Source organism: Ruminococcus sp. N15.MGS-57, assembly GCF_000980385.1.
Lineage (GTDB): Bacteria > Bacillota > Clostridia > Oscillospirales > Ruminococcaceae > Hominimerdicola > Hominimerdicola aceti.
Map to the genome: position 1 here is coordinate 1 of NZ_LARF01000073.1, position 4,298 is coordinate 4,298.

Sequence of the window (4,298 nt, forward strand, 5' to 3'; positions counted from 1 at the left end):
TTTAAAACTTCTTGAGCTATTGCTTTTTTGGGGCGAACGGGATACAGGAAGTAAACAACTATTATTTGCATTTAAAACGATATATCTTCTTTATTTTGAATATATAATATGTCATTTATTTTTTTATCTTATAAGTTGAACAAATATATCAAGTAATACAATTTTATTTATAATTATAAACAGTGTTATTGTGATCTGTCGTGGTGCTGCTTGTATCTTTTTCTGGGAAATATATATGCTTTCTTTTGTTGCTATGTCAAAAAGCTTTTGCAAAAATTCTTGGCTATCTTCAAATATCACTTTTTTTGTGTCTTTTTAATTAATTCTCTTTTTTTATATTCCAGAAATCTGTATGCTTTATAGGATGTGTATTATACAAAAGTGCAACTGTCCGAATTTGTTCGCTTTTAAATTTGACAGATCATTTTGATGTGTGATACAATATATTTGGCAAATAAATGTCAAAATGTAATGAAGTAAACATTATATAAAGAAAGGGGTTTTTGAATGAACAATTATTGTTTAACAATGTGGGCAGAAGAACCGATAAGATGCAGTGAATGTGGAAAAGATATTGGATGGGAAAGAGTAAGTATTGAACAAACACCTGTAAAGATCGTTCCTGAGTTACTGCGGAGAGATATTGGTATAAAAGAGGGCGAAACCACCGAGATAACTTTAAGTAACCAAGAGATAGACGATATCCGAATATATTTTGAGGAACAACGCTCTTGGCATACTTTTGATATATATAGAATGTATGATTATAAAATGACACACCCTGGCAGCAGGATAAGAGCAAGGGTAACGTCTGTAAAAATGGAACTTGTCGAAAGACCAGACTTTGATAGGATACACAAGAGCATTTTAGTCATATGTTCAATATTAGGTATCTTATTTGTTGCATTAAAAGCAGAACGAATTTATTTTATTTTAGCTTATGGTGTTTTGACCGGCAGTATAGCATTTAAAATGTGTCTTAAATGTATAAGCACAATAAAAGAATCAAAGAATGTTCTTCTTTTTGGCGGTGAACGGCTTACGCTGTATGTGGATAAAAACTTAAAATGTGACCACTGTGGCTGTGAAATAAATCATCAATATGATCATAAGCACTCTATTGCTTGGACAAGTGATCCTGAAATGAAGCTTATAAAACAAAAGGTAAATAAGATATCAAAAACAAAGTGTACATACGGTATGCTGGACAGAAGAAATGAGCCTAAGCTTTTATCTTGTGAGGATATAGAAGATATAATAAAGCTCCAGCAGAATTTTTCTAAAAAAGAAAGAACCAAAAACGCTGAAGCTTTGAAAAACATAAATGATATGATAAAGAACAATGAGTGTTCGGCTTATCTTGTTTTTGATGAGGATATTAGTGAGTATGAAAAAAGATGATCAAATAATATAAGATGCAACTATTTACATAAAATATAATGTAGCACCGATGTTAAACTAACTTTCTTGAAAAGTGTTGGAATTAATATCTTCATTGTCACAAAAAATGTTCCGCTAGATCAGATGCTATGAATATAACAGAAATTCACGAAAGGTGAGAATGAAATTCACCACCCCACAAATTTCAACTATTTCGCAAAATATCAAACTATAGCAAAAATAAGAACAAATTCGTAAAGTATATCTAATAGTATTGTATTTTATACCATCTTGTAGTATAATGTATATATGACAAAAGCCGTAAACCAACTAAAAACAGGACGAATATATGAAGAAAATACTTATTACTATTTGTGTGGCAGTGGGCGTATATTTTGCATTTAGCAATACAATTGATGAATTTCTGTATCCAGAGAAAAGACCGGGATTGAATACATACGATACATACACCACAACAACACAGCAGACCACTACCGCAGTTACTCAGCAAACACCCATAGTCACTGATGAGGACGGTTATGAGCCTCGTGACGACCGAAAGCCTGACTATGTTCAGCCTGCAGACCCCACATGGTCGAAAAGGACTTTTAACTGGACGAGCTATGACAAACGATATACCTTTGAAATATCAATGAATATTCAGGACGATATGTATGAATATTATCATAGTCTTTTGAGATACTCATATGTGAAAGATTATCATAACTATGTAAGTGACGACAATAATCATAAGCTCGTAAAACAGCTTGCAGATGAAATAAAAAGCCTTTGCGACCAATGCGGTTATGGCGAATCTGAGACTATAAGAGAAACTGCAAATTTCGTGCAGAGCATAGAGTATGTTGACGACATGACCTCAACGGGATATACTGATTTTCCAAAATATCCTCTGGAAACGCTTTATGACCAGTGCGGTGATTGTGAGGACTCGTCCATACTTTTGGGTGCTTTGCTCAAAGAGCTTGGCTATGGCTGCATTTTTATTGAGCTTCCTGAACACGTTGCAATAGGAGTAAAGGCAACAGACGATGCCCCCGGTACATACTATGATTATAATGGAAGCCATTATCTTTACATAGAAACTACCAACTCCGGCTGGGATATCGGAACGCTTCCTGATGATTTCAATGAGGAAAAAGCTAAGATATACGATGTGTGGTAAAATTTCAAAAGCCCACAGATGCGATCAATGTGATCGGGTCTGTGGGTTTTTATTATATTGTACATCAGAGATTTATCTAATTACAAAATGAATACCTTGTATCTGCTATTTTCTATCCTTAAAGAAATCCGCCCATTCGGGATTTTCTTTATCAAAAATCTGTTTCTGCTCTTTTGTTAATTTATAAGGATAATCATGGAACATATTAAATTCAGTGGTTTTGTCAAAGCTGAATATCCACACTCCGATAACTGTAGGGTCATCTTTCCACCAAATAGTATCGGTTTCTTTGTTTTTGTACCATATGTTTGGCACTGCGCTCGACCTCTTTTCATAAATCACATTCTCTTGCAATTTCAGTACATTCAATCTCAAGCTGAATTATCAAGTCTCGATTATCAACACTGAAATACGTGGCTTCAAAAATTCAAATGCCATATTAATTTTGGCAAACTATTTTTTTCTATCCTGCAACAATGTCTCTTATTATCATCATAACTGATCCCCTCTTCTTGTCGATTTTTTTGTTGCTTTTATTATATCATTTTTCTGTAGCAAAAACAAGGTGCAAAAAAGTTTATTGTATGAGAAATACACTGTCAAGTATCTCGCAAAAAAAATATAAGAAAAAAAGAATATATCATAATTGTGCCGAATTGGTTCAGTAAACTGTACTAAGTGGGTGCTATAATATATACAGAAGCTTGAAAAGGGAATAAAATCAAAAAAACACACCACAGACCATTTTGGAACAGTAAACAGAACCTTAAAGGTGCTATAATAAGCACATAAGGTCAAGACAGAGTTGATACGGAGGTAAGGCTATGAAAAAGAACACAAAGATTTTTAACACAGAGGTCATTGAGAGAATGGCATTGTCAGATAACATTCCACCATTTGACGAGCAAAGAAAGGGTACACAGGTCATCATGATCGAGGAGGGCAAAAAGACGGTGATATATGATGATTATTCTATGTACTGTGACGCTGACGCAAGAAAGTGGAGAGTAGACGCATACAACAGGACGGACGGCAGAAAGTATGACAGATTGTGTATGTGCGGAGGCGTTTATCCTAACAAAAACGATTGGAAAGCAGAGCGTGAGTGCCTGGATATGAAAGGCGACGGCATAGACGGCTGTGTTTCAGCCTTTGTTTATAACAGTATCACCCCTGAAACAAGCGAGAAAGGAGATATTTTTTTCAAGATAATTTCAAATACTATAATTCGTGTGGCATAGCTGATTGACAGGGATATATTCCCTGTGATACAATATAATTATAGAGATAATTGTTATAGGAGGGCGAACTATGGCAGAAAAGGAAAATATAAAAGATAAGCTTGAAAACCTGAAAGAGGGGCATAGAAAGAGCAATAAGGATATCATAGAGTCGCTGTTTGCGATTCTGGGGTATCTGAAAAATAATACAGATGTGGACAATCCCACAAGTCAGACGCAAATGCGCAAGGTGGAGGAAATAAGCGAATATCTTGGCACAAAAAGTACATTTCACAACAAAATGGTAAACATGGCGATAGCCCTTGATTCCGCTGACGGCGTGACTTTGAATGAAAGACGTGACTGTAGATTGATGTTTGACTCCATAGACGCACTTATCAAGGAATATGAAAGCGACGAGTATTTTGATGACGATGATGACGAACTGACCCTTGCGGAGAAAATAAACTCTGTGAGAGGTATATACTACAATCACCCATTTTCAAAAAGCGAGG

Annotated in this window: 5 protein-coding genes; 4 read left to right on the forward strand and 1 reads right to left on the reverse strand. The window is 35.0% G+C overall.

Features of this window, described 5'->3' with window-relative positions:
• Positions 1–507: 507 nt before the first annotated feature.
• Positions 508–1,401 carry a hypothetical protein gene (locus tag WS40_RS10160; protein WP_046442073.1) on the forward strand — a complete coding sequence of 298 codons (894 nt, stop codon included), beginning with the start codon at positions 508–510 and terminating at the stop codon, positions 1,399–1,401.
• A 328-nt stretch (positions 1,402–1,729) separates the two neighbouring features.
• A complete protein-coding gene (locus tag WS40_RS11675) occupies positions 1,730–2,563 on the forward strand; it encodes a hypothetical protein (protein ID WP_022286819.1) in 834 nt (277 codons plus the stop codon).
• A 105-nt stretch (positions 2,564–2,668) separates the two neighbouring features.
• Here WS40_RS11675 and WS40_RS10170 read toward each other — a convergent pair whose 3' ends face one another.
• Positions 2,669–2,878 carry a DUF7675 family protein gene (locus WS40_RS10170; protein WP_117865383.1) on the reverse strand — a complete coding sequence of 70 codons (210 nt, stop codon included), beginning with the start codon at positions 2,876–2,878 and terminating at the stop codon, positions 2,669–2,671.
• Between the two features lie 509 nt (positions 2,879–3,387).
• Between WS40_RS10170 and WS40_RS10175 the strand changes: the two genes are divergently transcribed.
• Complete coding sequence (locus tag WS40_RS10175; protein ID WP_046442077.1) at positions 3,388–3,804, forward strand: hypothetical protein; 417 nt, start codon at positions 3,388–3,390, stop codon at positions 3,802–3,804.
• A gap of 70 nt (positions 3,805–3,874) precedes the next feature.
• A partial coding sequence (locus tag WS40_RS10180; protein WP_046442078.1) for a hypothetical protein occupies positions 3,875–4,298 on the forward strand: 424 nt, incomplete at its 3' end.